Origin of the sequence: Streptomyces goshikiensis, assembly GCF_014650555.1 — a bacterium.
Lineage (GTDB): Bacteria > Actinomycetota > Actinomycetes > Streptomycetales > Streptomycetaceae > Streptomyces > Streptomyces goshikiensis.
Map to the genome: position 1 here is coordinate 487,081 of NZ_BMVE01000002.1, position 24,803 is coordinate 511,883.

24 protein-coding genes and 2 pseudogenes are annotated in these 24,803 nt (G+C 71.6%); 19 read left to right on the plus strand and 7 right to left on the minus strand.

Features of this window, described 5'->3' with window-relative positions; all coding sequences use genetic code 11:
- Positions 1–36: 36 nt before the first annotated feature.
- Positions 37–840, minus strand: coding sequence for an IclR family transcriptional regulator (locus tag IE248_RS07430; protein WP_190030230.1), 804 nt, complete (start codon positions 838–840; stop codon positions 37–39).
- Between the two features lie 334 nt (positions 841–1,174).
- Here IE248_RS07430 and allB point away from each other — a divergent pair, with 334 nt between their 5' ends.
- The 5 genes from allB (at position 1,175) to IE248_RS07455 (ending at position 6,755) form a co-directional block, all read left to right on the plus strand.
- Entirely contained in the window at positions 1,175–2,509 is a 1,335-nt protein-coding gene (gene allB, locus IE248_RS07435; protein WP_373301499.1) for an allantoinase AllB, read from the plus strand.
- Positions 2,510–2,511: 2 nt separating this feature from the next.
- Positions 2,512–3,624: an allantoicase gene (gene alc / locus IE248_RS07440; protein ID WP_008738024.1), complete on the plus strand. Its 1,113-nt coding sequence runs from the start codon at positions 2,512–2,514 to the stop codon at positions 3,622–3,624.
- A gap of 179 nt (positions 3,625–3,803) precedes the next feature.
- The gene (locus tag IE248_RS07445; protein ID WP_008738023.1) at positions 3,804–4,424 is read left to right on the plus strand and encodes a dihydrofolate reductase family protein; all 621 of its coding nucleotides are present in this window, start codon (positions 3,804–3,806) and stop codon (positions 4,422–4,424) included.
- Positions 4,425–4,561: 137 nt separating this feature from the next.
- Complete coding sequence (locus tag IE248_RS07450; RefSeq protein WP_190030484.1) at positions 4,562–5,494, plus strand: DMT family transporter; 933 nt, start codon at positions 4,562–4,564, stop codon at positions 5,492–5,494.
- A gap of 70 nt (positions 5,495–5,564) precedes the next feature.
- Complete coding sequence (locus tag IE248_RS07455; RefSeq protein ID WP_190030231.1) at positions 5,565–6,755, plus strand: cytochrome P450 family protein; 1,191 nt, start codon at positions 5,565–5,567, stop codon at positions 6,753–6,755.
- 54 nt (positions 6,756–6,809) lie between these two features.
- Here the strand turns inward: IE248_RS07455 and IE248_RS07460 are convergent, their stop codons facing one another.
- Complete coding sequence (locus IE248_RS07460) at positions 6,810–7,841, minus strand: Gfo/Idh/MocA family protein (RefSeq protein ID WP_190030232.1); 1,032 nt, start codon at positions 7,839–7,841, stop codon at positions 6,810–6,812.
- Positions 7,842–8,013: 172 nt separating this feature from the next.
- Here IE248_RS07460 and IE248_RS07465 point away from each other — a divergent pair, with 172 nt between their 5' ends.
- The 12 genes and pseudogenes from IE248_RS07465 (at position 8,014) to IE248_RS07520 (ending at position 18,187) form a co-directional block, all read left to right on the plus strand.
- Positions 8,014–9,024 carry a sugar ABC transporter substrate-binding protein gene (locus tag IE248_RS07465; RefSeq protein ID WP_190030233.1) on the plus strand — a complete coding sequence of 337 codons (1,011 nt, stop codon included), beginning with the start codon at positions 8,014–8,016 and terminating at the stop codon, positions 9,022–9,024.
- Positions 9,021–10,058: an ABC transporter permease gene (locus IE248_RS07470; RefSeq protein ID WP_190030234.1), complete on the plus strand. Its 1,038-nt coding sequence runs from the start codon at positions 9,021–9,023 to the stop codon at positions 10,056–10,058. Before IE248_RS07465 ends, IE248_RS07470 begins: the two co-directional genes overlap by 4 nt.
- Positions 10,055–10,882 carry an ATP-binding cassette domain-containing protein gene (locus IE248_RS07475; protein ID WP_008738016.1) on the plus strand — a complete coding sequence of 276 codons (828 nt, stop codon included), beginning with the start codon at positions 10,055–10,057 and terminating at the stop codon, positions 10,880–10,882. The genes IE248_RS07470 and IE248_RS07475 overlap by 4 nt, the downstream gene beginning before the upstream one ends.
- A 16-nt stretch (positions 10,883–10,898) precedes the next feature.
- Positions 10,899–12,083 (plus strand): annotated as a pseudogene (locus tag IE248_RS07480) (ROK family glucokinase); the annotation flags it as partial.
- A gap of 77 nt (positions 12,084–12,160) precedes the next feature.
- Positions 12,161–12,778 carry a hypothetical protein gene (locus IE248_RS07485; protein ID WP_073796909.1) on the plus strand — a complete coding sequence of 206 codons (618 nt, stop codon included), beginning with the start codon at positions 12,161–12,163 and terminating at the stop codon, positions 12,776–12,778.
- 19 nt (positions 12,779–12,797) lie between these two features.
- Positions 12,798–13,430, plus strand: coding sequence for an MBL fold metallo-hydrolase (locus IE248_RS07490; protein WP_073796908.1), 633 nt, complete (start codon positions 12,798–12,800; stop codon positions 13,428–13,430).
- 57 nt (positions 13,431–13,487) lie between these two features.
- Entirely contained in the window at positions 13,488–14,273 is a 786-nt protein-coding gene (locus tag IE248_RS07495) for an exodeoxyribonuclease III (RefSeq protein WP_190030235.1), read from the plus strand.
- 89 nt (positions 14,274–14,362) lie between these two features.
- Positions 14,363–14,803, plus strand: coding sequence for a DUF6278 family protein (locus IE248_RS07500; RefSeq protein WP_008738012.1), 441 nt, complete (start codon positions 14,363–14,365; stop codon positions 14,801–14,803).
- Between the two features lie 120 nt (positions 14,804–14,923).
- Positions 14,924–15,667: an amino acid ABC transporter ATP-binding protein gene (locus IE248_RS07505; protein ID WP_073796907.1), complete on the plus strand. Its 744-nt coding sequence runs from the start codon at positions 14,924–14,926 to the stop codon at positions 15,665–15,667.
- Positions 15,668–15,744: 77 nt separating this feature from the next.
- Complete coding sequence (locus tag IE248_RS07510; RefSeq protein WP_073797041.1) at positions 15,745–16,650, plus strand: glutamate ABC transporter substrate-binding protein; 906 nt, start codon at positions 15,745–15,747, stop codon at positions 16,648–16,650.
- A gap of 17 nt (positions 16,651–16,667) precedes the next feature.
- Positions 16,668–17,312, plus strand: a complete 645-nt coding sequence (locus IE248_RS07515) for an amino acid ABC transporter permease (protein ID WP_008738003.1) — start codon at positions 16,668–16,670, stop codon at positions 17,310–17,312.
- Positions 17,309–18,187 carry an amino acid ABC transporter permease gene (locus IE248_RS07520; protein WP_073796906.1) on the plus strand — a complete coding sequence of 293 codons (879 nt, stop codon included), beginning with the start codon at positions 17,309–17,311 and terminating at the stop codon, positions 18,185–18,187. Before IE248_RS07515 ends, IE248_RS07520 begins: the two co-directional genes overlap by 4 nt.
- Positions 18,188–18,233: 46 nt before the next feature.
- On the opposite strand, the gene IE248_RS07525 is transcribed toward IE248_RS07520, so the two are convergent.
- The 5 genes from IE248_RS07525 to IE248_RS07545 form a co-directional block, all read right to left on the minus strand.
- The gene (locus IE248_RS07525) at positions 18,234–19,832 is read right to left on the minus strand and encodes a CocE/NonD family hydrolase (RefSeq protein ID WP_229895168.1); all 1,599 of its coding nucleotides are present in this window, start codon (positions 19,830–19,832) and stop codon (positions 18,234–18,236) included.
- 225 nt (positions 19,833–20,057) lie between these two features.
- Entirely contained in the window at positions 20,058–20,195 is a 138-nt protein-coding gene (locus tag IE248_RS07530) for a hypothetical protein (RefSeq protein ID WP_190030236.1), read from the minus strand.
- Positions 20,196–20,312: 117 nt separating this feature from the next.
- On the minus strand, positions 20,313–20,621 hold the full coding sequence (locus IE248_RS07535; RefSeq protein ID WP_190030237.1) for a hypothetical protein: 309 nt from the start codon (positions 20,619–20,621) through the stop codon (positions 20,313–20,315).
- A gap of 12 nt (positions 20,622–20,633) precedes the next feature.
- A complete protein-coding gene (locus IE248_RS07540) occupies positions 20,634–20,810 on the minus strand; it encodes a hypothetical protein (RefSeq protein WP_190030238.1) in 177 nt (58 codons plus the stop codon).
- 394 nt (positions 20,811–21,204) lie between these two features.
- On the minus strand, positions 21,205–22,422 hold the full coding sequence (locus IE248_RS07545) for a L,D-transpeptidase (RefSeq protein WP_008737991.1): 1,218 nt from the start codon (positions 22,420–22,422) through the stop codon (positions 21,205–21,207).
- 454 nt (positions 22,423–22,876) lie between these two features.
- Between IE248_RS07545 and IE248_RS37215 the strand changes: the two are divergent.
- Positions 22,877–23,056: pseudogene (locus IE248_RS37215) on the plus strand (peptidoglycan bridge formation protein FemAB); the annotation flags it as partial.
- The gene (murJ, locus tag IE248_RS07550; protein WP_229895169.1) at positions 22,990–24,774 is read left to right on the plus strand and encodes a murein biosynthesis integral membrane protein MurJ; all 1,785 of its coding nucleotides are present in this window, start codon (positions 22,990–22,992) and stop codon (positions 24,772–24,774) included. The pseudogene IE248_RS37215 and the gene murJ, both read left to right, overlap by 67 nt.
- Positions 24,775–24,803: the final 29 nt, after the last annotated feature.

A 24,803-nucleotide genomic window follows, 5' to 3' on the forward strand; every position in this document is an offset into this window, starting at 1 on the left:
GAAATGGGGACGGCCGGGGCCTTCGTACGAGGTCGGCTACGCCGGGCTCTGGCTCTGCAGGGCCACCGACAGCTCGGCCGCGAGGCCCTGCAGGATCGGCACGAAGGACTCGGCCACCGCCTCCGTCACCCGGCCCGCCGGGCCGGAGATGGAGATCGCGGCGGCGGTCGGCGAGTTCGGCACCGACACGGCGAGGCAGCGGACTCCTATTTCCTGCTCGTTGTCGTCGACCGCGTAGCCCGACTTGCGGACCTGCTCCAGCGCCTCCAGGAAGCCCTCGGGCGTGGTGATGGTCTTCTCGGTCGCGGCCGGCATCCCGGTGCGCGCCAGGAGGGCCCGCACCTCGTCGGCGGGGGTGTGCGCGAGCAGTGCCTTGCCGACGCCGGTGGAGTGCGGCAGCACCCGGCGGCCGACCTCGGTGAACATGCGCATGGAGTGCTTGGAGGGGACCTGGGCGACGTAGACGATCTCGTCCCCGTCGAGCAGCGCCATGTTCGCGGTCTCGCCGGTCTCCTCGACCAGCCGGGCGAGGTACGGGCGGGCCCAGGTGCCGAGCAGGCGCGAGGCGGACTCGCCGAGGCGGATCAGCCGGGGGCCGAGGGAGTACCGCCGGTTGGGCTGCTGGCGGACGTAACCGCAGGCCACGAGGGTGCGCATCAGCCGGTGGATGGTCGGCAGCGGCAGGCCGCTGGCGGCGGAGAGCTCACTGAGGCCGACTTCGCCCCCCGCGTCGGCCATGCGTTCGAGCAGATCGAAGGCGCGCTCAAGGGACTGGACGCCACCGCTGGCGGCGGTGGGCTTGGCGGAAGCGTCGGTGGTGCTGGCGCTGGACGTCGGCACGGCGCGGTCCTTTCGGTACTGGCAGGCAAGGAAGCAGCCTACCGGTCGGCCGGCACCGGCCCTAGATCCGGGCGATGCCGTCCTCGCCGGTCAGAGGCGGTTTGTCCGGGTGGCGGACCTCTCCGGGACGTTACCTTCCCGTTCCCGGTGGTGATAGCTACATTCTGGATAGTGAAATTCTTATTCCATCCTGTGGAAACATCCAATTGCGGTGCGTGGCGATCAGTGGTCCGTCCGGATGCTCTTGACTGGCCCCGGATCGCCGGGAAGACTCCGTCAACAGAACGTTGAATTTCGCTCTGTGGAAGTAGATGGGGAGGTTCCGGTGGCCGACGTGGCTGTGGAACTGGTACTGCGCTCGACGCGCGTCATCACCCCCGGGGGGACGCGCGCCGCCTCGGTGGCCGTCGCCGCCGGGAAGATCACGGCGGTGCTCGCCCACGACGCCGAGGTGCCGGCCGGAGCGCGGCTGGAGGACTTCGGCGACGACGTCCTGCTCCCCGGCCTGGTCGACACCCACGTCCACGTGAACGACCCGGGCCGCACCGAGTGGGAGGGCTTCTGGACGGCCACCCGCGCCGCCGCGGCCGGAGGCATCACCACGATCCTCGACATGCCCCTCAACTCCCTGCCGCCGACCACCACGGTGGACCACCTGCGCATCAAGCAGGACGTCGCCCGCGCCAAGGCGCACGTGGACGTGGGCTTCTGGGGCGGTGCGCTGCCGGACAACGTCAAGGACCTGCGCCCGCTGCACGACGCCGGCGTCTACGGCTTCAAGTGCTTCCTGTCGCCGTCCGGCGTGGAGGAGTTCCCGCAGCTCGACCAGGAGCGGCTGGCCACCTCCCTCGCCGAGATCACCGGCTTCGGCGGCCTGCTGATCGTGCACGCCGAGGACCCGCACCACCTGGAGTCCGCGCCGCAGAACCCGGGCCCCAAGTACGCCGACTTCCTGGCCTCCCGCCCCAGGGACGCCGAGAACACCGCGATCCAGAACCTGATCGACCAGGCCCGGCGGCTGAACGCCCGCGTCCACGTCCTGCACCTGTCGTCCTCCGACGCGCTGCCGCTGATCGCCGCCGCCAAGGCCGAGGGCGTGCGGATCACCGTCGAGTCCTGCCCGCACTTCCTCACCCTGACCGCCGAGGAAGTCCCGGACGGCGCAACCGAGTTCAAGTGCTGCCCGCCCATCCGCGAGGCCGCGAACCAGGACCTCCTGTGGGACGCGCTCGCCGACGGCACCATCGACTGCGTCGTCTCCGACCACTCGCCCTCCACCGCGGACCTCAAGACCGGCGACTTCGCCACCGCGTGGGGCGGCATCTCCTCCCTCCAGCTGGGGCTCCCCGCGATCTGGACCGAGGCCAGGCGGCGCGGCCGCACCCTCGAAGACGTCGTCCGCTGGATGTCCGCCGCACCGGCCGCACTGGCCGGACTGGACGCCAAGGGCGCGATCGAGGCCGGCCGCGACGCCGACTTCGCCGTCCTCGCCCCCGATGAGACCTTCACCGTGGACCCCGCCGAGCTGCACCACCGCAACCAGGTCACGGCGTACGCGGGCAAGACCCTGTACGGCGTCGTGAAGTCCACCTGGCTGCGCGGTACCCGGATCGCCGACCACGGCACCCCGACCGAGCCCACCGGCCGACTCCTTGAAAGGCAGAACTGACAGTGGCGATCGAATCCTTCACCGGCAACGCGAACCCGTACGGAGGCGGCGACCCGTACGCCGACTACCGCACCGCCGAGTTCCCGTTCACCCAGTACGCGAACCTCGCCGACCGTCAGCTCGGAGCCGGTGTCATCGCCGCCAACGACGAGTTCTTCGCCCAGCGCGAGAACCTGCTGATCTCCGAGGCCGCGCACTTCGACCCCGAGGACTTCGGCCACAAGGGCAAGGTCATGGACGGCTGGGAGACCCGCCGCCGGCGCGGCGTCAGCGCCACGCAGCCCTGGCCGACCGCCGAGGACCACGACTGGGCCCTCGTACGCCTGGGCGCCCCCGGCGTCATCCGCGGCATCGTCGTCGACACCGCCCACTTCCGCGGCAACATGCCGCAGGCCGTCTCCGTCGAGGGCGCCTCGGTCGAGGGCGCCCCGACGCCCGGGGAGCTCCTCGGCGAGGACGTGAAGTGGACGACCCTCGTCCCGCGCACCCCCGTCGGCGGCCACGCGGCCAACGGCTTCGAGGTCACCGCCGAGCAGCGGTTCACGCACCTGCGCGTCAACCAGCACCCCGACGGCGGGATCGCCCGCCTGCGGGTCTACGGCGAGGTGCTGCCCGACCCGAAGTGGCTCGCCGCGCTCGGCTCGTTCGACGTGGTCGCGCTGGAGAACGGCGGCGCCGTCCAGGACGCGTCCAACCGCTTCTACTCCCCGCCGACCAACACCATCAACCCGGGCCGCTCCCGCAAGATGGACGACGGCTGGGAGACCGCGCGCCGCCGTGACAACGGCAACGACTGGATCCGCTACCAGCTCGTCGCCGAGTCGGCGGTCCGCGCCGTCGAGATCGACACCGCGTACCTCAAGGGCAACTCGGCCGGCTGGGCCTCGCTGTCCGTCAAGACCGGCGAGGACGGCGAGTGGCGGGAGTTCCTGCCGCGGACCCGCCTGCAGCCCGACACCAACCACCGCTTCGTACTGGACGCCCCGGCGGTCGGCACGCACGTACGGATCGACATCTTCCCGGACGGCGGCTTCTCCCGCCTGCGGCTGTTCGGCTCGCTGACGGAGACCGGCGCGGCCGCGCTCGCCGCCCGCCACCAGGAGCTGGGCGGCTGACGCCACCCCTCCCGCCGACCGCCCCGGGGGCCGACACCCCCGGGGCTCTCGTGCGTCCGGGGCCGCCGGCCGGAATCCGGCACGGCGTTCGCGCGCCTCACCGATGAGTTCCGGGCGGGCGGGGAGTCTGAACCGGTGCAGGACGACACGGAGCGACTTGGATCGAGGAGCGCAGAGCCATGGGCAAGCTGACCGTCACCACCTTCGTCACGCTCGACGGAGTGATGCAGGCCCCCGGCGGGCCCGAGGAGGACCCCAGCGGCGGCTTCGAGTACGGCGGCTGGCAGGCGCCGTACGGGGACGAGGAGACGGGCGAGTTCATCCTCGACGTCTTCGGCCGGGCGGAGGCGTTCCTGCTGGGGCGCCGGACGTACGAGATCTTCGCGGGGTACTGGCCGCAGCACGACGACCCGGCCAACCCGGTCGCGAGCAGGCTGAACCGGCTGCCGAAGTACGTGGCGACGGCGTCCCTGAAGGAACCGGCCGAGTGGGAGGCGACGACGTTCGTCGACGGGGAGCACCTGCAGTCGGAGATCGTACGGATCAAGGACGCGATGGCGGGGGAGCTTCAGGTCTGGGGCAGCGGCGCGCTGGCGCAGTGGCTGCTGGCGCGGGACCTGGTGGAGGAGCTGAACCTGCTGGTGTACCCGGTGTTCCTGGGGGCGGGACGCAAGCTCTTCCCGACCGGCGGCCTGCCGACGGCCTGCGAGGTGCTGACCTCGCGCACCACGGCGTCGGGCACCTCGATCCACACCTACCGCCCGTCGGGCCGCGCCACGTTCGGCACGGTCGGCGACTAGCCCCGGCGGAGCCGGAAGGTCCGGCCCCCCGCCCGGAGTCCGGCGCCGCAAAGGGGTCGCCCGGGCAAGATCGGGTCCGGTAGCTTGGCCGGGCACGTGTGCGAGCCGCCGGAGTCTCCACTGCCGCCCCGCACCCGATGGAGACCCCCGTGAGCTCAGCCGCCCTCGCCGTGCCCGCCGCCGCGCCCCGCAGGGCGTGGGGCGCGGATCTGCCCGTCCTCGCCGTCGCCGTCGTATGGGGCGGCAGCTACCTCGCCGCCAAGGGCATCACGACCGCCCACACCGTCATCGCCGTGCTCGTCCTGCGGTTCGGGGTCGTGCTGCCGGTGCTGGCCGGCGCCGGGTGGCGGCGGCTGCGGGCGCTGAGCGCCCGGCAGCTGCGCGGCGGTGCCTTGCTCGGCCTGGTCCTCGGCGCGATCTTCATCCTGGAGACGTACGGCGTCGTCCACACCTCCGCCACCAACGCCGGGCTGATCATCAGCCTGACCATGATCTTCACCCCCCTCGCCGAGGCGGCCGTCCGCCGCACCCGGCCCTCCGCCGCCTTCCTCGGAGCCGCCGCCGTCTCCGTCGCCGGAGTCGTGCTCCTCACCCAGGGCGGCGGGTTCACCGTCCCCGGCGCGGGCGACCTGCTCATCCTCGGCGCCGCCCTCGCCCGTACCCTCAACGTGCTGCTGACCGCGCGGATCGAGGCCGTCCAGGACGCCGACTCCCTCTCCCTCACCACCGTCCAGCTCGGCGGCGCGCTCGCGGTGTTCGCCGTACTGGCCGCCCTGCCCGGCACCGGTGAGAACCCCTGGTCCGTCGCGGCCGGGTTCGGCCCCGCCGAATGGGCCGGGCTCGCCTTCCTCGCCGTCTTCTGCACCCTCTTCGCCTTCTTCGTGCAGATGTGGGCCGTCCGCCGCACCTCGCCCTCCCGCGTCAGCCTCCTCCTCGGCACCGAACCCCTCTGGGCGGCCGCCGCCGGCATCGCGATCGGCGGCGAACACCTCGGCCCCGCGGGCCTCGCGGGCGCCGCACTGGTGCTCGCCGGAACGGCCTGGGGCCGCCGCGCGGCCGGCCCGTCCTGACGGTCCGGCCCCTCCTGATTGTCCGGAAGTGGCCGGGTGCCGGTGTGAACCCCGGTCGTACTGTGGGCCAATGCCTGTAGTGGACATCAGCACGAACGCCGAGGACTTCCAAGCCGACCCGTACTCCTTCTACGCGCGCCTGCGCGCCACGGGCCCCGTCCACCTCATCGCCGCCCCGTCCCCGGAGTACGAGCCGAGCTGGCTCGTCGTCGGCCACGAAGAGGCCCGCACCGCCCTGAACCACCCCGACCTGTCGAAGGACTGGCGCAATTCGGACTGGTTCCTGTCCGCCCTCGCCACCCCCGCCAACGCGAACATGCTGGAGTCCGACCCGCCCCAGCACACCCGGCTGCGCCGCCTGGTCGCCCGCGAGTTCACCGCCCGCCGCGTCGAGGCGCTGCGCCCCCGCGTCGAGCAGATCACCCACGAGCTGCTCGACGCGATGGCCGCCCGCCCGGAGCGCACCGCCGACCTGATCGAGGCCCTCGCGTTCCCGCTGCCGATGACCGTCATCTGCGAGCTCCTCGGCGTCCCCGACCTCGACCGCGAGCGCTTCCGGTACTGGTCGAGCGAGGTGGTGGCGCCGACCGCCCCGGGCCCGGACAACACCCCGCACCGCGAGCTCGGCGCCTACCTCGGCGAGCTCGTCGAGGCCAAGGCCAAGAGCCCGGGCGAGGACCTCCTCAGCGCCCTGATCCGCACCCGCGACGAGGACGGCGACTCGCTCTCGCCCGACGAGCTGATCGGGATGGCCTTCCTGCTGCTGATCGCGGGCCACGAGACCACCGTCAACCTCATCTCGAACGGCGTCCGCGCCCTGCTCGCGCACCCGGAGCAGCTCGCCGACCTGCGCGCCGACTACGACGGTCTGCTCGGCGGGGCCGTCGAGGAGATGCTCCGCTACGACGGCCCGGTGCAGAACGCGACCTTCCGCTACGCCCGCGTGGACGTGGAGATCGGCGGCGCCGCCATCCCGGCCGGCGCCACCGTCCTGGTCTCCCTGGCCGCCGCCGACCGCGACCCCGCACGGTTCGCGGAGCCCGACCGGTTCGACATCCGGCGCGCCGCGCAGGGCCACCTCGCCTTCGGGCACGGCCTGCACTTCTGCATCGGCGCCCCGCTGGCCCGGATGGAGGGCCACATCGCGGTCCGGGCCCTGCTGGAACGTTTCCCCGACCTGGCCGAGAACCCCGACGGCCCGCCGATCTGGCTCCCGGGCAGCCTGATGCGGGGCGTGAGCCGCCTCCCGGTGCGCTGGTAGCCCACCCGGATGCCACCCCGAGCAGCGACGGGACCAGCGCCCGGACCGACCGGATCAGCCGCCCGGCAGGTCCGGCAGGTCCGGCAGGTCCGGGAGCTCCGTCAGCCGCACCCGGCGTCCCTCCCGCCGCGACAGCTCGCACGCCTCGGCCACGCGCAGCGCCGCCAGGGCCTCCCGGCCGTCGCAGGGGTTGGCGCCCTCGCCGCGCACCAGCCGTACGAAGGCCGCCAGCTCCGCCTCGTAGGCGGGGGCGAACCTCTCCAGGAACCCCGTCCACGGCTTGCTCGCCGGGGGCGGGCCCTGCGGCTCCGTCGAGGCGATCGGCGTACGGTCGTCCAGCCCGGCGGAGACCTGGTCCAGCTCCCCGGCCAGCTCCATCCGTACGTCGTACCCGGCGCCATTGCACCGCGTACCGGTACTGGTCACCAGCGTTCCGTCGTCCAGCAGCAGCAGGGCCGCGCCGGTGTCGATGTCGCCCGTCTCCCGGAACCGCACCGCACCGGCGTCCGACCCGGCCGCGTACACCTCGGTCACCTCGTGCCCGGTCACCCAGCGGACCATGTCGAAGTCGTGCACCAGACAGTCCCGGAACAGTCCCCCGGAGGTCCTCAGGTACTCGGCCGGCGGCGGCGCCGGATCGGCCGTCATCGTCCGTACGGTGTGCAGCCGCCCCAGCGCGCCCGAGCGGACCAGCTCGCGCGCCGTCCGGTAGCCCGCGTCGAAGCGCCGCATGAAGCCCACCTGGAGCACCCCGCCGCGGGCGCTCACCTCGCGCAGCACGGCCAGGCTCCGGCCCAGATCCGTGGCCAGCGGCTTCTCGCAGAACACCGGCAGCCCGCCCCGTACCGCCCGGACGACCAGCTCGGCGTGCCCCTCGGTGGCGCAGGAGACGACCACCGCGTCCACGCCCCAGGTGAAGACCTGCTCCACGGACGGGGCGGCCGTGGCCCCGAGCCGGTCCGCGAGCCGCGCCGCCCGCGCCGGGTCGGCGTCGGCGAGCAGCAGCGAGCCGGCGTCCTGATTGCGGGCCAGTGCCGCCGCGTGGAACGAGCCGATCCGGCCAGTTCCGATGAGCCCGATGCGCATGCACTCAACCTGGCCCCGTCCGGGGGGCCTGTCAATCGGCCCGGCCGCGCCGCGCCCGCCGCGTCGCCCCCGATGAGCTCCTACGGTCCCCTGTGGCGGATACTGGGCGGCTGGAACCGGAATGACCGCTTTGACATCAGTGACACGTACAACGAGGGAAGGGCACGGCGACGTGGCTAGGGTTCGGACAGGGGTGCGCGTCGTCGGCGTCGTGCTCGCGGCGGTACTGGGAGCCTCCCTCGCGGGATGCAGCAGTACGGGCGGCAAGCGTGCCGAGGAGCGGGCGAAGGCCGCCGAGGCGGGCCGGCCCGCCGTGTCCACCCCGCGCTGGACCTTCGCGATGGTCACGCACGCGGGTGACGGGGACACCTTCTGGGACATCGTGCAGAAGGGCGCCAAGGAGGCCGCGGCGAAGGACAACATCAAGTTCGTCTACGCCCACGACGACCAGGCACAGCAGCAGGCCCAGTTCGTCCAGAACGCCATCGACCAGAAGGTCGACGGCATCGTCGTGAGCCTCGCCAAGCCCGAGGCCCTCAAGGACGTCATCGCCAAGGCCGTCAAGGCCGGCATCCCGGTGGTCACGGTCAACTCCGGATCCGCCCAGTCCGCCGAGTACGGCGCGCTCACCCACATCGGCCAGGACGAGGAGATCGCCGGCGAGGCGGTCGGCACCGAGCTGACCAAGCGGGGCAAGAAGAGGGCCGTCTGCGTCCTGCACGAGCAGGGCAACGTCGGGCACGAGCAGCGCTGCGCCGGGGCGAAGAAGACCTTCGGCGGGACCATGGAGAACCTGTACGTCGAGGGCACCAACATGCCCTCGGTCCAGGCGGCCATCCAGGCGAAGCTCCAGGCCGACCCCTCCGTCGACTCGATCGTCACCCTCGGCGCCCCGTTCGCCCCCACCGCCGTCAAGGCGAAGGACGCGGCGGGCAGCAAGGCCGAGGTGGACACCTTCGACCTCAACGAGTCCGTGGCCCGCGACCTGAAGTCCGGCGCCCTCGGTTTCGCCGTCGACCAGCAGCCGTACCTCCAGGGCTACGAGGCCATCGACCTGCTCTGGCTCTACCGCTACAACCTGAACTCGCTCGGCGGCGGCCGCCCGGTGCTCACCGGACCGCAGATCGTCACGGCCGCCGAGGCCGCCAAGCTGGAGGAGTTCATCAAGCGGGGCAGCCGATGAGCACGTCCGCCCCCGCCCCCGCGGACGAGCGGCTCGCCCCGACCTCGCTGCCGCGCCGCCTGCTCGGCCGCCCCGAGCTGGGCGCCGTCGTCGGCGCGGCCGCCGTGTTCGTCTTCTTCTCCTTCGCCGCGCCCAGCTTCCTGCAGGCCTCCAGCCTCAGCACGATCCTCTACTCGGCCTCCACCATCGGGATCATGGCGGTCCCGGTCGCGCTGCTGATGATCGGCGGCGAGTTCGACCTCTCCGCCGGTGTCATGGTCACCACCTCGGCGCTGATCAGCTCGATGTTCAGCTACCAGATGACCGCCAACGTCTGGGTCGGCGTCCTGGTGTCGCTGCTGGTCACCCTGGCCATCGGGTTCTTCAACGGGTTCATGCTGACCCGCACCAAGCTGCCCAGCTTCATCATCACGCTCGGCACCTTCCTGATGCTGACCGGCCTGAACCTCGGCTTCACCAAGCTGATCAGCGGCTCGGTCTCCACGAAGTCCATCGCCGACATGGAGGGCTTCTCCTCCGCGCGGGCCCTGTTCGCCTCGCAGTGGAACATCGGCTCGGTGACCCTCAAGGTGACCATCCTGTGGTGGTTCGCCCTGGTCGCCGTCGCCACCTGGATCCTGCTGCGCACCCGCGCCGGCAACTGGATCTTCGCCGTGGGCGGCGGCGCCGACGCGGCCCGCGCGACCGGCGTCCCGGTCGTGAAGACCCGTATCGGCCTCTACATGGGCGTCGCCCTGTGCGCCTGGATCTCCGGGCAGCACATCCTGTTCTCGTTCGACGTCGTCCAGTCGGGCGAGGGCGTCGGCAACGAGTTCCTGTACATCATCGCGGCCGTCATCGGCGGCTGTCTGATGACCGGCGGCTACGGCTCCGCCATCGGCTCGGCCGTGGGCGCCTTCATCTTCGGCATGACCAGCAACGGCATCGTCTACGCCCAGTGGAACCCGGACTGGTTCAAATTCTTCCTCGGTGCGATGCTGCTGCTGGCCACGCTGCTCAACGCCTGGGTACGCAAGCGGGCGGAGGCCAAGTGAGCGCTCTCGTGAAGCTGACCGACGTCAGCAAGTACTACGGCAACATCCGCGCCCTCCAGGGCGTCTCCCTGGAGGTCTCGGCGGGCGAGATCACCTGTGTCCTCGGAGACAACGGCGCCGGCAAGTCCACGCTCATCAAGATCATCGCGGGTCTGCACCGGCACGACGCCGGAACCTTCGAGATCGAGGGCGAGGAGACCGCGCTCGCCAACCCGCGAGCCGCCCTCGACCACGGCATCGCCACCGTCTACCAGGACCTCGCGGTCGTCCCGCTGATGCCGGTCTGGCGCAACTTCTTCCTCGGCTCCGAGCCCACCAAGGGCCGCGGCCCCCTGCGCCGCCTCGACACCGCGTTCATGCGCGAGACCACCCGCACCGAGCTGCTGCGCATGGGCATCGACCTGCGCGACGTGGACCAGCCCATCGGCACCCTGTCCGGCGGCGAACGGCAGTGCGTGGCCATCGCCCGCGCGGTCTACTTCGGCGCGAAGGTCCTCGTCCTCGACGAGCCCACCGCCGCCCTCGGCGTCAAGCAGTCCGGCGTCGTCCTCAAGTACGTCGCCGCCGCGCGCGACGCGGGCCTCGGGGTGGTCCTGATCACCCACAACCCGCACCACGCCTACCTGGTCGGGGACCGCTTCGTGCTGCTCAAACGGGGCACGATGGCGGGGAGCCACACCCGCGACTCGATCACGCTGGACGAGCTGACCCGGCAGATGGCGGGCGGCTCCGAGCTGGACGAACTGAGCCACGAACTGGAGCGAGTGGCAGAATCAGGTCCTGACAGCCCTTCCGGCTCCGCCTCCGACACCACCGCACCCTGAGGGACGACACGACTCGATGAGCACGTACCGGGACTTCACGCTCGCCCACCGGGGGGCGGCGCGGGGCACCGTCCTGCGGACCATCGGGACCCGTGAGCGCCGGTCGCACCTGACCGCCCCGCGCGTCCCGACCGTCGGCATCGACATCGGCGGCACCAAGGTGATGGCCGGCGTCGTCGACGCCGACGGCATCATCCTGGAGAAGATCCGCGCGGAGACCCCCGACAAGTCCAAGAGCGCCAAGGTGGTCGAGGACACCATCGTGGAGCTGGTGCTGGACCTCTCCGACCGGCACGACGTCCACGCCGTGGGCATCGGCGCCGCCGGCTGGGTCGACGCCGACCGCTCCCGGGTGCTGTTCGCCCCGCACCTGGCCTGGCGCGACGAGCCGCTGCGCGACGCCCTCCAGTCCCGGCTCGCCGTCCCGGTCATGGTGGACAACGATGCCAACACGGCCGCCTGGGCCGAGTGGCGCTTCGGCGCCGGGCGCGGCGAGGACCACCTCGTCATGATCACGCTGGGCACCGGCATCGGCGGGGCCATCCTCGAAGGCGGCCAGGTCAAGCGCGGCCGCTACGGGGTGGCCGGCGAGTTCGGCCACATGCAGGTCGTCCCCGGCGGGCACCGCTGCCCCTGCGGCAACCGCGGCTGCTGGGAGCAGTACAGCTCCGGCAACGCCCTGGTCCGCGAGGCCCGCGAGCTCGCCGCCGCCGACTCCCCGGTCGCGTACAACATCATCGCCCGGGTCGGCGGCAACGTCTCGGAGATCACCGGGCCGCTCATCACCGAGCTGGCCCGCGAGGGCGACGCCATGTGCGTCGAGCTCCTCCAGGACATCGGGCAGTGGCTCGGCGTGGGCATCGCCAACCTCGCCGCCGCCCTCGACCCCTCCTGCTTCGTCATCGGCGGCGGCGTCAGCGCCGCCGACGACCTGCTGATCGGCCCCGCCCGGGACGCCTTCCGGCGCCACCTGACCGGCCGCGGCTACCGTCCCGAGGCCCGGATCGCCAAGGCCCAGCTCGGCCCCGAGGCCGGCATGGTCGGCGCCGCGGACCTCGCCCGGCTCGTCGCCCGCCGGTTCCGGCGCGCCACGCGCCGGCGCGTCGAGCGGTACGAGAAGTACGAGCGCTACGCGCGGCTGGGCCGGCGCGACCCCGGCGCCGCGGACTCCAAGGCGGCGGAGCCGACGGCCGCCGATCCGAAGGCCGTCGACCCCATGGGCGCCGGCCCCACGGCCGCCGAGCCGAGGGCCGTGGAGCCGAGCGACGGGGACGCGCCGTGAAGCCGCCCCTGCTGCCCCGCCAGGCCGCCTCCCCCGACGAGGGCGGCGGTGGCGGCGGCGGTGGCGGCGCGCCGCAGCCCCCGGCGGAGGACCGCCGGCACGTGGTCCGGCGCCGCTGGATAACCGCGATCATCATCCTGCTGCTCGTCGGGGTCCCGGCGGGCTACCTCGTCGTCTCCGCGCAGCAGAGCCGCGAGAGCGGCCGCGACAAGGCCGCCAAGGTCGGCGCGGTGCACGTGCGCCCGGCCTGGCCGTCCACGGTGCAGCGCAGCATCTACGAGGTCCCGATCCCGGACAAGGCCTGGCGGGTCGGGTACCTGGAGACCAACAACTGGCACACCAGCCGGCTGTACACCGAGTTCACGGTCACCGCGCGGGACCTGGAGGCGTTCCTCGCCGAGGTCGGCACCAGCCGCGACGCCCTGACGCCCGGCCCCCCGGGCGACACGATCTCCGGGCACGACGCGAGGGCCGCGGGCTGGACGTGGAAACCGGGCACCACCCTGTCCGGGGTCACCCTCGAACAGCCCGACCCGCGCCCCACCCGGGACATCGCGGTCGACTTCAGCGGGCCCAACCCCAGGGTGTACGTGGTCTCCACCGCGACCCCGTAGTGCCCGTTAGCCTGGGATCATGAAGCTCACCAAGCGGCTGCACTCCTGCGTCCAGCTGGAGAAGGACGGGCGCGTGCTCGTCATCGATCCGGGCGCCTTCAGCGAATCCGACGCGGGCCTGGGGGCGGACGCCCTGCTCGTCACGCACGAGCACCCCGACCACTACGACGAGGGCCGGCTGCGCGCCGCCCTCGACGCGAACCCGGCCGCCGCCCTGTGGACCCTGCGCAGCGTCGCCGAGAAGCTGGCCCCGGCCTATCCCGGCCGCGTCCACACCGTCGGTCACGGCGACGCCTTCACCGCCGCCGGGTTCGAGGTCCAGGTGCACGGCGAGCTGCACGCCGTGATCCACCCGGACATCCCCCGCGTCACCAACGTCGGCTACCTCGTGGAGGGTTCGCTCTTCCACCCGGGCGACGCGCTGACCGTGCCCGATGCCCCCGTGGACACCCTGATGCTCCCGGTGCACGCGCCCTGGAACAAGGTGGCCGAGGTGATCGACTACCTGCGCGAGGTCAAGCCGCGCCGGGCGATCGACGTCCACGACGCCTACCTCTCGGAGATCGCCCGGCCGATCTACGACAACGTCCTCGGCGCCCTGGGCGGCACCGACCACGGCCGGCTCGCCGCCGGGGGCAGCGCCGACCTGTGACGGGCGGCGCCGGGCGGTACCGGCCGGCTGTCAGTGCCGGGCGGTAGGTTGGTGGACATGCGTATCGCCACGTTCAACGTCAACTCGATCACCGCCCGGCTGCCGCGCCTGCTGGCCTGGCTGGAGAGCTCCGGCACGGATGTCGTGTGCATCCAGGAGACCAAGTGCTCGGCGGAGCAGTTCCCGCACGAGCAGCTGCGCGAGCTGGGCTACGAGGCGGCGGTCAACGCCACCGGCCGGTGGAACGGCGTGGCGCTGATCTCCAAGGTCGGCCTGGAGGACGTGGTCACGGGCCTGCCCGGCGGGCCCGACTACGAGGGCGTCCAGGAGCCCCGGGCGATCTCCGCCACCTGCGGCGGGGTGCGCCTGTGGTCGGTGTACGTACCGAACGGCCGCGAGGTCGAGCACGACCACTACGGGTACAAGCTGGAGTGGTTCCGCGCGCTGACCGCCGCCGTCGCGGAAGACGCGGCGGGCCCGCGCCCGTTCGCGGTGCTCGGCGACTACAACGTTGCCCCGACCGACGAGGACGTCTTCGATCCGGCCGTCTTCGAGGGCCTGACGCACGTCACCCCCGCCGAGCGCGCCGCCCTGGAGGCGCTGCGGGCCGCCGGTCTCTCGGATGTGGTGCCGCGCCCGCTCAAGTACGACCGCCCGTACACGTACTGGGACTACCGCCAGCTCGCCTTCCCCAAGAACCGGGGCATGCGCATCGACCTGGTGTACGGGAACGAGGCCTTCGCCAAGGCCGTCACCGACGCCTACGTGGACCGTGAGGAGCGCAAGGGCAAGGGCGCCTCGGACCACGCGCCGGTCGTCGTGGACCTCGGCCTGGAGGGGTAGGGCCGCCGCGGCGCGCACCGGGATCGGGCCCGGCCGTTTTCAGGCGCGTCCTGTGGCCAGCGGCGGATCCTGGTGCGAGGCTGGGCGGTATGAACATCCCCTTCCTGGACAACTGGCTGAACCGGCGCCAACCGGAACGGGGTGCGGGGCTCGCCGCAGCCCTCGTCGTTGATCCCGAGGGCATCAACGAGTTGTTCTCGGAGTGCGAGCTGCTGCGCTCGCAAGCGCGTGCGGCCGGGCTCGAACTCGACGGGAGCCCGGACTCGTTGGAGGCCCTGGACCAGCTGATGCCGCGCTGGCGGCGGGACCCCGAGGCCGTGCCCTGGCTGGGCAACGACGCCGGTTTCTATCTCGGGACGGTGATCATCCGGACCATCCCGGGCACCGCCTGGCAGGTGTGGCCGAACGGCCAGCCGGTGATCCGGCTGGCCTCGGGGCGCGAGCTGAACGTCGTCGAATCGGGGCTGTCCTGGGCGATGACCGGCTCCCCGGAGCTGTCCCAGGCCTACGCGGAGGCCTCCGAGGGATAGGTCCTTCCCCAGCGCCATGTGCTCTTTATGTGGCATTTAGGCGTGTCGCCGCGAAGTCCCGTTCCGCGGCTGGATAGTTTGCGCTGACCTCGGCACTCCGACACGTGGACAGGGCAGCGCATGGCCGTCGATCCTTTGATCGAGCTGCGGGACGTCAACAAGCACTACGGGACCTTGCACGTCCTCCAGGACATCAACCTCACCGTCGGCCGCGGGGAGGTGGTGGTGATCATCGGCCCCTCCGGTTCCGGGAAATCCACCCTCTGCCGGACCATCAACCGCCTGGAGACCGTCGAGTCGGGCACGATCCTCCTCGACGGGAAACCGCTGCCCGACGAGGGCAAGGACCTGGCCGGGCTGCGCGCCGAGGTCGGCATGGTCTTCCAGTCCTTCAACCTCTTCGCGCACAAGACGGTCCTCGCCAACGTCTCCCTCGCCCAGATCAAGGTCAGGAAACGCAAGAAGGAGGAGGCCGACAAACGCTCCCGGCAGCTGCTGGAGCGCGTGGGCCTCGCCGACCAGGCCGACAAGTACCCCGCCCAGCTCTCCGGCGGCCAGCAGCAGCGCGTCGCCATCGCCCGGGCCCTGGCCATGAGCCCCAAGGCACTGCTCTTCGACGAGCCCACCTCCGCGCTCGACCCCGAGATGATCAACGAGGTGCTGGAGGTCATGCAGCAGCTCGCCCAGGAGGGCATGACCATGGTGGTGGTCACCCACGAGATGGGCTTCGCCCGGTCCGCCGCCAACCGCGTCGTGTTCATGGCCGACGGGAAGATCGTCGAGGACCGCACCCCGGAGGCCTTCTTCACCGCCCCCGAGAGCGAGCGGGCCAAGGACTTCCTCTCCAAGATCCTCAAGCACTGAGGGACGGCCCGATGAAGCGCTTCCTCCGCCTCTGCCCCCGCTCCCGCCCCCGCTCCGGTCCTCGCCCCCGCACCCGGCTGCCCGCCTGCCTCATCGCCCTCCTCGCCCTCGTGCTGCTCGGCGCCGCCGCCGGCTGCGGCCGCCCCGGCAGCCCCCCGGTCAAGGGGCCACAGCCCGAGGACCTGCCCGTGTACAAGGTGGCCACCGGCTTCAGCCTCCCCGGGTCCCCGACCTGGGAGCGGGCCAAGCGGCGCGGCCACCTCGTGGTCGGCGTCAAGGAGGACCAGCCGTACATGGGGGAGAAGGACCCCGCGAGCGGCCGCTACTCCGGGTTCGACATCGAGATCGCCAAGATGATGTCTGCCTCGCTCGGCTTCGACCCCAAGACGATCGAGTTCAAGACGATCGCCTCCGCCAACCGCGAGACCGCCCTCCAGAACGGCCAGATCGACTACTACGTCGGCACCTACACGATCAACGACAACCGCAAGAAGCAGGTCGGCTTCGCCGGCCCCTACTTCATGGCCGGCCAGTCGCTCCTGGTGCGCAAGGACGAGAAGGACATCAAGGGCCCCGAGGACCTCGCCGGCAAGAAGGTCTGCTCGGCCGCCGGCTCCACCCCGTACCAGCGCCTCCAGAAGGAGTACCCCGAGGCCGTCCTCGTCGCCTACGACACGTACTCGGCCTGCGTCGACAACCTGCTGACCTACCAGGTCGACGCCGTCTCCACCGACGACTCCATCCTCCTCGGCTACGCCGCCAAGGTCCCCGACGAGCTCAAGGTCGTCGGCAAGCCCTTCTCCGAAGAGCCCTACGGCATCGGCGTACCGCGCTCCGACAACGCCCTGCGCCTCGCCCTCGACGACGCCCTGGAGGCCAACGAGAAGAACGGCAACTGGAAGAAGGCCTACGAGGCCACCCTCGGCCTGTCCGGCCAGCCCGCCCCGCCGCCGCCCGCCATCGACCGCTACCCGGCGGGCTGAGGGGAGACCGCAGCACCATGAAAGTGCTCACCGACAACTTCGCGCTCTACGGGGAGGGCTTCCTCGGAACCGTGCAGCTCACCGTCTACGCCTCGCTGCTCGCCCTGGTCCTCGGCTTCCTGATGGCCTCGTTCCGGGTCGCGCCCGTCGGCTCCTTCCGCGTCTTCGGCACGGTCTGGGTCACCGTGCTGCGCAACACCCCGCTGACCCTGCTCTTCTTCGCCGTCCTGCTGGGCCTGCCGCGCTTCGGCCTGGTCCTGCCCTTCCAGGTGTTCGCCGTCCTCGCGCTCGGCTGCTACACCTCCGCCTTCATCTGCGAGGTGCTGCGCTCGGGCATCAACACCGTCCCCACGGGCCAGGGCGAGGCGGCCCGCAGCCTCGGCATGAGCTTCGGACAGACCCTCGGCAGCGTCGTCCTCCCGCAGGCCTTCCGCTCGGTGATCCCGCCGATCGGCTCCACCCTGATCGCGCTCGCCAAGAACTCGGCGATCGCCGGCGCCTTCAGCGTCACCGAGCTGCTGGGCACCTACAAGACCCTGAACGAGCTGGGCTACAGCATCGTCTGGACCTTCGTCTGGATCGCCGTCGGCTACCTGATCATCACCCTGTCCATCAGCCTGCTCTTCCACGTTCTGGAGAAGCGCTACGGAGTCGCCCGATGACCGCGCACGCGCTGCACGGGGACACCCGGTCCACCGCCCTCTACGACTACCCCGGCCCCAAGGCCCGGCGCCGGCACTTCTACTACGGGATCCTGTCGACGGCGCTGATCCTGCTGCTGCTCGGCTGGCTCCTCTACCTCCTGTTCGACACCGAGCAGTTCACCGCCGCCAAGTGGAGCCCCTTCACCTACGAGGGCATCCAGGAGCTGCTGCTGCGGGGGCTGGGCAACACCCTCAAGGCCTTCGCGTACGCCTCGGTGTTCTCGCTGCTGCTCGGCGCGGTCCTCGCCGCCGGCCGGCTGTCGGTGCACCGGCCGCTGCGCTGGATCGCCACGCTGTGCGTGGAGTTCTTCCGGGCCATGCCGGTACTGGTGATGATCTTCTTCATCTTCGTCGCGCTGAAGGTCCAGCCGCTGCCCGCGCTGGTCGCCGGGCTGACCCTCTACAACGGCTCGGTGCTCGCGGAGGTCTTCCGTACGGGGATCAACGCGGTGGACCGCGGGCAGCGCGAGGCGGCGTACGCGCTCGGCATGCGCAAGACCCAGGTGACGACGTACGTCCTCGCGCCCCAGGCGCTGCGGGCGATGCTGCCCACGATCATCAGCCAGCTGGTGGTGGCGCTGAAGGACACCTCGCTCGGCTACCTGATCACCTACGAGGAGTTCCTGCACGCGGGGAAGCTGATCGCCTCGAACCTCGACTACGACCTGCCCTTCATCCCCGTCGTGATGATCATCTCGCCGATCTACATCGGGATGTGCATGCTGCTGTCCTGGTTCGCCACCTGGGTGGCGAGGTACGAGCGGCACAGCCTGAAGACCGAGGCGGTCACGGTCGCCCCGGCGGGAGAGGAGACCGTGCTGCCCGGCCGATAGCGGGCCGGCTCCACGGAGCCGACCCGCCCCGGCGAGCGGCCGCGGATCACTGCTCGCGCAGCGGCACCGAGACGTACGAGGGATCGGTGCGCGGCGAGGAGAAGGTCAGCTGCGCGCCGGTGGGGTTGTGCTCGATGTAGAGGGGATCGACGGTGTCGACGACGAGGGCGAGGCGGTGGCCGGCGGGTACGTCGTAAGCGGTGGAGAAGAGGTCGAGGTCCACGCCGAAGGCCCGCCCCGGGGCCTTGCCGTGGAAGGTGTACGGGGCGTTGCTGACGAGCTTGCCGATGCCGAGCGGGCCGACGTCGTAGAGGTACGCGATGAAGGTGCCGTCCCCCTTGGTGGGCGTGACGGTGGTGTGCAGCCGTACCGTGCCCCGGACCCGGCGGGGCTCGTCGTGGCGTTCCGACTGCCAGACGGCGGCGAAGGCGCGGGGGAGGAGCGGGATGGAGGCGATCGGCGGGGCCTTGGCGAACTGGTCCAGGATGCTGGAGAGGAAGACGACGCCGCCGTCGGCGCCCGAGTCGACGTTCGCGAACAGGTGCTCGCTGTCGGAGAGCGGGATCCGCTCGGTGCCTCCCGCGCCGACGGACTTCCAGTCGGCGTACCCTTCGTAGCCGTCCGTGCTGCGGGACTTGATCTGGACCGGGGACTCGGAGTCGATGCCGTTGCGCTCGCCCTTGAGGTAGCGGTCGAACCAGCGGTGGGCGTTGGTCCAGGTGTCGTTGGGCAGGCCGAACAGCCCGGTGGCCTCGGCGGTGGCGTGGTCGCCGGGGCGGAACTCCAGGCGCTTGGGACCGGTCAGCTCCTCGAAGAACGCCGCGTACTGGTTGGGCGGGAAGACGGTGTCCCCCCAGGCGTTGCCCAGCATCAGCGCGGCGCCGTTGGCGTTGATCCGGTCCACCTGCTCGGCGGCCGAGCGCTTCTTCCCCCACTCGATCATCTGCTGCTCGCGGTCGAGGCGGGAGCCGAGGAAGTCGCCGAGGATCGAGCGGAGCTCCGGGCCGGGCCGGCCGGTGAGGTACCCGGTGGCGCCGAGCACCCCGGCGGCCTGGCGGTGCTGGGTGCGGCCGGAGTAGATGGACTCGATGAGGTCGGCCCAGCCGCTGAGCGCGACGACGGCCTTGATGCGGGGATCGTGAGCGGAGGCCAGCAGGCTGATCCCGGCGCCGTACGACACCCCGCCGACGCCGATCCGGGCGGGGTCGGCGGGGGTGGTGGCGAGGGCCCAGTCGATGACGGCGGACACGTCGGCGACGTCCGGCGGCCCGGCGACCTCGATCTCGCCGCCGGAGAGCCAGAAGCCCCGCGAGGTGTAACTGACCACGACGTAGCCGGAGTCGGCGAGCTTCTTCGCCTGGGCGACGTACTCGACCTGCGGCAGCCCCCAGCTGGTGGGGAGCACGATCAGCGGATACCTCGCCCCGGCCCGCGCGCCGGCCGGGGTGAAGACGTTGCCCTTGAGCGTGACCCCGCCGGACCCCGGAATGTCGTAGAACCGGACACCGGAGGCCGAGGCGCCCCCTTCCGCCACTTCCGCCACTCCCGACGCGGTCGCCGCCTGGGCCTGATGGGGGGCCAGCCCCAGACCGGCAACCGCGAACACGACCGCCAAGGCAGCCGCGGCTCTGGTGTTACGGACCATCAATCGCTCCCCACGTGCACCGACGCCAAAGTTCCCCGACGGTAACGGGAGCGACTTACCGCAGGTAACCCATAACGAAGTTACGTGCTGGTAACAATTGACCCGCAGTCAGCCCCGGCCGCGGGCTAGGGTCTCGATCATGAACATGAACGTGACTCGCCGTGGTCTGATGCGCCGGGGCGCCGGGCTCGCCGCGGCGGGCGCCGCCGGGCTGGGACTCCCCGCTCAGGCGGCGGCGGCCGCACCCGTGGACAACCCGGCGAGGGTTCCGGCCGGGACGGCGCTGATCGATGTCGCCGCCGACTCCAGCCGCTGGCAGGCCGGCGTGGCCAACCAGGACAGCTCGACCACGCTCCAGGGCATCGCCTTCGATTCGGCGAACGGGCACTTCTACACCCTCCAGGTCGCCGGGGCGAGCCAGATCGCGTACCTCCGCTCGGGCAGCCAGGCCGCGGTGACGGCGTCGATCGGCGCGGACGTTCACGCCGAGTCCGGCGACCTCTGTCTGACCCGGCACGACATCGCCACGGGCGCGGCCAACGGGTACATGTACCTGCTGGGCTTCGGCCACGGCGTCTCGCTCGGCGTCCAGCCCGCGAGCGGCGGCAACCCGGCGTACGTGTGGACCGAGGCGGGGTCGGGACGCAGCGGGTACGGGCAGGAGTTCGTCCGCTTCCCCTTCGTCACCAAGACCGTGCTGTGGACCAGCCACCCGTCCGTACAGCGCTTCGGCTCACCGGACCCGGCGGCGACCTCGATGACGCCCTCGGTGGACGTGGACCACGACATCCTGCTGATCCGCTACGCGCTGGGCTCCGACCACTGGTTCGCGGCGTACGACCTCGCGGCGGCGGTGGCCACGGCGGGCACCGGCACGCTGCCGGCCCCGCTGGCCCGCATCCAGCAGCCCCCGCTCCACAAGCGCAGGGCTGACGGCACCCCGGACCCCAACACCTCGGCGACGTTCCAGGGCTTCACGTCCTACGGCCAGTACGTCTACATGCTCAGCGGCGACCCCCGTACGAGCACCCCGTCGAGCACCCTGACCGGCATCGACAAGTGGGCCGTCCACACCACGTCCTTCGATCTGAACGGCACCCGGAACGACCCCGTCACGGGCTACATCGCCAGCACCCACTCGGAAGCGGACCCGTGGCGGACCCCCGCGAGCCGGAGGGCATGGCCATCCACACAGGCGCGGGCGCCCCGCGCCTGTGCTTCGGCATCACGAACAACGCGGGCGCCAACAGGCAGTTCGACCTCTACTACAAGGTCTGACGTCCCTTCCCGGCACTTGGCGAAGGGCGAAGTGGAGCGGCGGGCCGCCTTCCCGGGGGGGGGGAGGCGGCCCGCCGTCGCGTGGGTGGGGCGGTCAGCCGTTCTGGGGGGTGGCGGAGAGGGCGCTCTTGGCCTTCCACTCGTCCCAGGACAGGTTCCACTCGCCGTAGCCGTTGCCGATGTCGGCCTTGCCCTTCGAGCCGTTGCCGGTGACCTCGACCACGTCACCGACCTGGGCCGAGGCGAAGAGGGCCTTCGCGTCGGCGTCGCTCATCCCGACGCAGCCGGAGCTGGTGTTGGCGTTGCCGAAGTGGGCGGTGTTCCACGGCGCGGCGTGGATGTACATGCCCGACCAGGTGAGCCGCATCGAGTAGTCGACCATCTTGTCGTAGGAGTCGCCCAGGCCCACCGTCTGGGAGTCCATCCGGATGGTGCCCTCCTTGGTCATCAGGACCATCTTCCCGGACCAGGAGGCCTTCTTGCCGCCGGGCGTGCCCGCCGAGACCGGGATGGACTTCACGGCCTGCCCGTCCTCGGTCACCGTCAGCTTGTGCGCGTCCAGGTCGACCGTGAGCCGGCGGTCCTTGCCGATCTTGAACTCGGTGTTGTAGTCCTTGACGAAGTAGCCGCCGCCCTGGCCCGAGTCCACCCCGTTGAGGTTCATCGCGACCTTCACCTCGGTGCCGGACTTCCAGTACTCCTTCGGCCGCCAGTCCACGCGGTCGTTGCCCGTGTAGTCCTTGAACCAGCCCCAGGAGCCCTCGGTGTTGTTCGAGGTGGTCACCTTCAGGTGCTTCTCCACCTCGGCCTTGTTCTTCACCGGGTTGTCGAACACGATCGAGACCGGCTGGGCTATGCCGACCACCGCGGTGGCCTTGCCCGGGGTGATCGTGACCTTGTTCACCTTGTCCGCGGCCGCCGTCTTGAACTGGGCGTTCGCGCTCTGGCTGTCGGTGTTCTGGGCCTCGACCTTGTAGTCCGTGCCCGGAGCGGCATTGCGCTCGGAGGTCCACGACTTGCCGTCGTCGGACATCTTGCCCGGCAGTTCGCCGCCCTTGCCGTCCGTCACCTTCACCAGCGCCAGCTTGCCCTCGCCGAGGGAGACCTTGACCGGCTCGCCGGGCTTGGCCTGGTCGCCCGTGAGGTTCACGGAGATCGCCATGTCCTGCTTCTTCTTCGACCCCGGCTTGCCGTCATCGCCCGAGGCTCCCGACCCGGAGCCGCCGCCGCATGCGGTCAGCGCGGCGGCCAGGAGTGCGGTCCCCGCCAGCATGGCGTGGCGACTGCGTGCGTAACGGCGTGTGCGGCTCAACGAAACCCCTCCAAGTAATGATCGCTCGCAAGAGGAGATGCGAACGGCATGACTTTAGGTTGCCCAATCTGCCGAGAAGATCTGATTTTCGGTTGTGACGTGGACCGCAGCGAAACGGTCATCGTCCGGTCACAATCGCCGCCGCGGCGCCGTCACGGACCACAGGCCGCCCGCCCCGTGCGCACCGCCCGCCACCGCCCCCACCTGCACCAGGAGCGGGAGCGGGCGGTGCGCTCCCGCTCCGTCCCCGAATACCGGGCATTCCCCTCCCGGCCCGGCCGGGTGATTTTTCTCCCGTCCCCTCGCGGGCCGGGGTAAAGGACTTCCGGCGCTCGGAAAGGGCCGGAAGGCACTACCGGTAGTACCGGTACTAACCCGGCGGCGAGATATCGGGCTCCGCCCTCTCCTCCGCCGTCATTTCCGGAACCCGCCGATATCGCGCCCACCTCCCCCCGACGCGTACGACCCGCGCGGGGTAACCTCCACCCTCGACCCCGATGATCGGCCGTACGGTCTGCTGCGCTGGAAGCCCGGCACCGGCGGGCAGGTCCTCGAAACGCTCGCTGAATGGGAGATCCCGGTGGACGGCCGCACCAACACGGCGCTGTACGAGGCCTTGCAGGGCCGCCGGTGACCCCGCACGCCGGCACCCGTACGCCCGGCCCCGCCCCCGAGACCGGCGCGCAGCCCACGGTGCCCGGACAGGCCGCCGCGCCGCAGGAGCGGGCCGCCGCCCCCGGGCAGGGCTCGGTGCTGCGCAGCGGCGCGCTCATGGCGGCCGGCTCGATCGTCTCCCGCGCCACCGGCTTCGTCCGCTCCGCCGTCGTCGTCGCCGCCCTCGGCACCGGGCTGACGGGCGACGGCTACGCCGTCGCCAACACCGTCCCCAACATCCTCTACATGCTCCTCATAGGCGGCGCGCTCAACGCCGTCTTCGTGCCCGAGCTGGTCCGGGCCGCCAAGGAGCACAAGGACGGCGGCGCCGCGTACACCGACCGGCTGCTGACCGCCTGCACCGCCGCGCTCCTGCTGCTCACCGCCGTCGCCGTCCTCGCGGCGCCGCTGATCGTCTCCGCGTACACCGGCTACACCGGGGCGCAGGAGAGCACCACCGTCGCCCTGGCCCGGTTCTGCCTCCCGCAGATCCTCTTCTACGGGCTGTTCACCCTGCTCGGGCAGGTGCTGAACGCCCGCGGCCGGTTCGGCGCGATGATGTGGACCCCGATCCTCAACAACCTCGTGATCATCGGCGTCTTCGGGCTGTTCCTGTACGTGTCACACGGCTCCGGGGGCGGCCTCACCGCCGGCGAGACCCGCCTCCTCGGCCTCGGCACCACCGCCGGGATCGTCCTCCAGGCCCTCGCCCTGCTCCCCTCGCTGCGCGCCGCCGGCTTCCGCTGGCGCCCCCGCCTCGACTGGCGCGGCAGCGGCCTGGCCCGGCCGCTGCGCAACGCGGGCTGGCTGGTCATGCTCGTCCTCACCAACCAGATCGGCTACTGGGTGGTGACCCGGCTCTCCACCACCGTCGGCCGGCACGCCGAGGCGGCGGGTCTGGCCGGGGGCGCCGGATACACCGCCTACAGCAACGCCTACCAGCTGTGGATCGTCCCCCAGGGCATCATCACCGTCTCCCTGGTGACCGCCCTGATGCCCCGGATGAGCTCCGCCGCCACCGACGGCGACCTCGGCGCGGTCCGCCGCGACGTGTCGTACGCGCTGCGCTCCAGCGCCGCCCTCGTGGTCCCGGCCACCGTGGTCTTCGCGGCCCTCGCCCCCTGGCTGATGGGCGCGTTCTTCGAGTACGGGCGCACCACCGCCGCCGACATCGAGGTGATGGCCGGCATGCTGGTGGCCTTCGCCCCCGGCCTGATCGCCTTCTCCGGCCAGTACGTCCTCTCGCGCGGCTTCTACGCGCTCTCCGACACCCGGACCCCGTTCTTCCTGAACCTGGTCATCGCCGGCCTGTGGGCCGCGCTCTCGGTCGCCGCGTACCTCCTGCTCCCGCTGCGCTGGGCGGTCACCGGGATGGCCGGCGCCTACTCCGTCGCGCTCTTCGCGGGCCTGGCCGTCACCGCGTACACCCTCTCGCGGCGGCTCGGCCCGCGCGCGGGCAGCCGTACCGGACGGCGGGCCACGGCCGTCGGCACCCACCTGCGGCTGCTGCTCGCCTGCCTCCCGGCGGGCGCCGCCGGACACGCGGCCGCCCGCGCCGCCGACCGCTTCGGGGACTTCGCCGCCGTCGGAGCGGGAACCGCGGTCATCGCCGCGGTCGTCGTCCTTCTCGCCGGGCCGCTGCGCCTGGCCGAGATCACCGACCTGCTGGACTCCCTGCGGCGCAGAACCGGCCGCTGAGGCAGCTGACCCGATGCACATCACCGAAT

Excerpts from the sequence above, each read along its gene's own strand:
- IE248_RS07445 (WP_008738023.1), top strand. The coding sequence starts at position 3,804 with ATGGGCAAGCTGACCGTCACCACCTTCGTCACGCTCGACGGAGTGATG.
- IE248_RS07450 (WP_190030484.1), top strand. The coding sequence starts at position 4,562 with ATGGAGACCCCCGTGAGCTCAGCCGCCCTCGCCGTGCCCGCCGCCGCG.
- IE248_RS07455 (WP_190030231.1), top strand. The coding sequence starts at position 5,565 with ATGCCTGTAGTGGACATCAGCACGAACGCCGAGGACTTCCAAGCCGAC.
- IE248_RS07460 (WP_190030232.1), bottom strand. The coding sequence starts at position 7,841 with ATGCGCATCGGGCTCATCGGAACTGGCCGGATCGGCTCGTTCCACGCG.
- IE248_RS07470 (WP_190030234.1), top strand. The coding sequence starts at position 9,021 with ATGAGCACGTCCGCCCCCGCCCCCGCGGACGAGCGGCTCGCCCCGACC.
- IE248_RS07490 (WP_073796908.1), top strand. The coding sequence starts at position 12,798 with ATGAAGCTCACCAAGCGGCTGCACTCCTGCGTCCAGCTGGAGAAGGAC.
- IE248_RS07495 (WP_190030235.1), top strand. The coding sequence starts at position 13,488 with ATGCGTATCGCCACGTTCAACGTCAACTCGATCACCGCCCGGCTGCCG.
- IE248_RS07500 (WP_008738012.1), top strand. The coding sequence starts at position 14,363 with ATGAACATCCCCTTCCTGGACAACTGGCTGAACCGGCGCCAACCGGAA.
- IE248_RS07505 (WP_073796907.1), top strand. The coding sequence starts at position 14,924 with ATGGCCGTCGATCCTTTGATCGAGCTGCGGGACGTCAACAAGCACTAC.
- IE248_RS07515 (WP_008738003.1), top strand. The coding sequence starts at position 16,668 with ATGAAAGTGCTCACCGACAACTTCGCGCTCTACGGGGAGGGCTTCCTC.
- IE248_RS07520 (WP_073796906.1), top strand. The coding sequence starts at position 17,309 with ATGACCGCGCACGCGCTGCACGGGGACACCCGGTCCACCGCCCTCTAC.
- IE248_RS07525 (WP_229895168.1), bottom strand. The coding sequence starts at position 19,832 with ATGGTCCGTAACACCAGAGCCGCGGCTGCCTTGGCGGTCGTGTTCGCG.
- IE248_RS07530 (WP_190030236.1), bottom strand. The coding sequence starts at position 20,195 with ATGCCCTGGAGCGTGGTCGAGCTGTCCTGGTTGGCCACGCCGGCCTGC.
- IE248_RS07535 (WP_190030237.1), bottom strand. The coding sequence starts at position 20,621 with ATGTCGTGGTCCACGTCCACCGAGGGCGTCATCGAGGTCGCCGCCGGG.
- murJ (WP_229895169.1), top strand. The coding sequence starts at position 22,990 with ATGGGAGATCCCGGTGGACGGCCGCACCAACACGGCGCTGTACGAGGC.